The 2,870-nt window shown below is 66.4% G+C and carries 4 protein-coding genes; all 4 read left to right on the top strand.

Annotation, left to right across the window (positions count from 1 at the left end; all coding sequences use genetic code 11):
- Positions 1-499: ZIP family metal transporter (locus ACFTZB_RS44725; protein WP_378442313.1), on the top strand; the 499-nt coding region annotated here is incomplete at its 5' end.
- 501 nt (positions 500-1,000) lie between these two features.
- Positions 1,001-1,390 carry a YtxH domain-containing protein gene (locus ACFTZB_RS44720; protein ID WP_378442311.1) on the top strand — a complete coding sequence of 130 codons (390 nt, stop codon included), beginning with the start codon at positions 1,001-1,003 and terminating at the stop codon, positions 1,388-1,390.
- 513 nt (positions 1,391-1,903) lie between these two features.
- Positions 1,904-2,125: a ribbon-helix-helix protein, CopG family gene (locus tag ACFTZB_RS44715; RefSeq protein ID WP_219453791.1), complete on the top strand. Its 222-nt coding sequence runs from the start codon at positions 1,904-1,906 to the stop codon at positions 2,123-2,125.
- Positions 2,122-2,532 carry a PIN domain nuclease gene (locus tag ACFTZB_RS44710; protein ID WP_378442309.1) on the top strand — a complete coding sequence of 137 codons (411 nt, stop codon included), beginning with the start codon at positions 2,122-2,124 and terminating at the stop codon, positions 2,530-2,532. Before ACFTZB_RS44715 ends, ACFTZB_RS44710 begins: the two co-directional genes overlap by 4 nt.
- The last annotated feature ends 338 nt before the right edge of the window (positions 2,533-2,870 follow it).

Genomic DNA, 2,870 nt, shown 5'->3' with positions numbered 1-2,870 from the left:
CCACGGCAGCGAAAAACTCGACCTCGACGCCGCCGCGACGGAGACGGCGCCCTCGACCGCCTCGGTCAGCGGCGCCGCCGGACTTGCCCTGCTCGCCGCGGTCACCCTCGACGGAGTCCCGGAAAACGTCGCCCTCGGAGTGTCCCTCGGCGAAGGGACCGGCGGCCTGACCCTGCTCGTGGCGATCTTCGTCTCCAACTTCCCCGAGGCCCTCGTCGGAAGCGCGTCCATGCGCGCGCAGGGCCGATCCCAGGCCTTCATCCTCGGCACGTGGACGATCTGCGCCGTGCTCCTCACCCTGGCCGTCGTCGTCGGCGCCGGACCCCTCGCCTCGAGTGCACCCGAGACAATCTCGCTGCCACTGGCCTTCGCCGCCGGCGCGGTGCTGGCCTCACTCGCAGACACCCTCATGCCCGAGGCCTACGAGAAGGGCGGCCCGACGGTCGCGTTGAGCACCACCGCCGGATTCGTTCTCTCCTACGTCCTCGCGACGGTATGACGAGATACCCGGTGAAAATCACGACTGCATCGGAAAACTCCCACGGGCGGCGCAGGCCCTGCGCCTCGCTTCGCGTCGTAGGTTCATGGCCGTCGACGCAGCTCATCCAGATGCTGACTTCCCTCGCTGATCACGACATGAGGTGAGAGGGCATGATCGAACGCACCCGCGGGTCACATCGCTGCAGGTGAAAGACGGTGACACCAACCCGGACGGTCAGATCGTGGACCGCGCCACCCCCGACTTTCGTCCCGCTGATACCCATCACTGAGCCGACATCACACCTACGCGCACGACAGAAAGCCTGCTTCGGCACACAAGATGGTGATTGCGCACAGGACAGTCGGGGTACCTGGATTCCTGTCCGAGCGGAGGTGTCATCACCGAAGTAGCGGGAAACCGCCTCCGTCAGATGAGGTCACCCACACGGTGCGTCACCGCAGCGAATGTGAGTTGCAATGTCGCACCCCGCACCGGAACGGTCGAGTACAGGAGAATGTCATGGAAAAAGCGCTGATCTTCGCAACCGGGGTGGCCGTGGGCTTCGTCGCGGGTACCCGGGCCGGTCGCCAGACCTACGAGAAGATGAGGAGTCAGTCCCTCGAGCTCTGGCACAACCCCACCGTGCAGGAGAAGGTAAGTGACGCGGCGCACGTCGTGAAAGACAAGGCTCCACAGGTGCAGCAGAAGGTCGGCGCGTTGGCGAAGAAGGCCACCCATCGCGGCCACGACACGAGCGCGGACATCGACTCCGGAACCGCAGCCGCGGGCGTCGACTCGAGCACCGCAGGACCGCGGGACGGGGTGGTCGTGGTCGCAGCTCCGGCGGTTACCGAGCCGACCGTTCCACCGGCGACGACCGAGGGCAGACACACCCTCGATCCGGGCTGAGCCGGCTGACGGGACGGAATCGGTCGACCGGTCCGGCCCGTGCCCGCCGGGCATCATTTCACGACCGCCACGCTCACCCGCAGGTACCGAGCGAATGGTTGGCTCGTATCCGCAGGTCGGGCACGTGCGAGACGTAGGCGCCGCTGGGTCAACAGCTACGGCGATCTCCTGCGTGACCGGTGCGATGTCCACCCTTCGCTTGTTCAGATGCCCATACACCGTGGTGTGCGGCACTGTCAGCATGTCGGCGATCTGGGCGACGGTGTGCTCGCCCGCGGCGTACAGGCGGTGAGCGAGTGCTGGTCCGAGTTCAGTTTCGATGGTCGGCCGCCCTTGCAGCGGTTCGGCCTTTGCAGGCGGTGTTTCCGATCGCCACACACGAGGTCCGCATCCATGCTGAACCGAAGCCGTCAGGTGGGTACTCACCCGCTGCTGCTGTGTTGCAAAGGGAGCGCGCCGGCATGCGAGTCCCGAACCCGGGTTGTGATATCATATGATATCAAGGAGGTTGTCATGTCTGACGTTTTGATCCGCAACTTTCCAGCGGAGGACCTGGCACTGCTCGACGAGCACGCTGCCCGCCTTGGGATCTCGCGCACCGAATTCCTGCGTCGTCAGCTGCAGCAGGAGGCGCGTCGCACCATCACCACGGTGTCGACCGCCGACCTGGTGCGGTTCGCCCAAGACTTCCCCGACCTGGCCGACGACGAAGTCATGCGCGACGCCTGGTCATGAGTGACCCCACGTGGCTCATCGACAAGTCGGCGATGGTGCGCCTGGGCACCAGCCCGGACGCCGAACAGTGGGCCAATCGAATCCAGCGCGGTCTCGTCCACATCTGCACCGTCACGCTGCTCGAGGTCGGTTACTCGGCCCGTACCGCCCACGACCTGACGCGGGGACGACGCACCCCACCGCTATCGGCCATGCCCCTGGAGTATTCGACACCCGCGATCGAAGACCGCGCCCTGGAGGTGCAACGGCAACTGGCAGAACGGGGTCAACATCGCGCACCGTCGATCCCGGATCTGCTCATCGCGGCGACCGCGGAGATCGGCAACCGAGTCGTTCTGCATCGGGACAAGGACTTCGACCTGATCGCGGCGATAACCGGCCAACCACTCGAACGACTGGTGACCTAGCGGTCCGGACAGTGGCCCCGCCCGGTCTCCACCACGAGTGGCCGTGGACGTCCGGACGTCCGGGGCGGCGACGGGGTCGCGGGTCGCGTCGCTGTGCTCGGGGCCGATCACGGCCCGGCCGCCGGCAACCTCACCTGGCTCCGGAGGTGAACGGGTGTACCGCCCACCACATCTGACTGCGGTCGGGCCGGACTCGCCACTTGACGTCGCCCCCGGGGTTGTGACGAACCTGTCGTCGAGCCGCACGAGTGGATTGTCCCCCGTTCGGCGAGGACACCGAGTTCCCGTTGCCGGCGGAGTCGTTGCCGTACGCGCACCCGCACACGGTGATCAACCGC

It is taken from the genome of Rhodococcus sp. NPDC057014 (assembly GCF_042673295.1).
In the GTDB taxonomy this organism is placed as follows: Bacteria; Actinomycetota; Actinomycetes; order Mycobacteriales; family Mycobacteriaceae; genus Rhodococcus_F.
The sequence above is the reverse complement of the archived record's forward strand: the minus strand, read 5'-3'. Positions and strand labels throughout refer to the sequence as shown.

What these genes read in the sequence shown, in the direction of transcription:
- ACFTZB_RS44720 (WP_378442311.1), top strand. Translation starts at nt 1,001, where the DNA reads ATGGAAAAAGCGCTGATCTTCGCAACCGGGGTGGCCGTGGGCTTCGTC.
- ACFTZB_RS44715 (WP_219453791.1), top strand. Translation starts at nt 1,904, where the DNA reads ATGTCTGACGTTTTGATCCGCAACTTTCCAGCGGAGGACCTGGCACTG.
- ACFTZB_RS44710 (WP_378442309.1), top strand. Translation starts at nt 2,122, where the DNA reads ATGAGTGACCCCACGTGGCTCATCGACAAGTCGGCGATGGTGCGCCTG.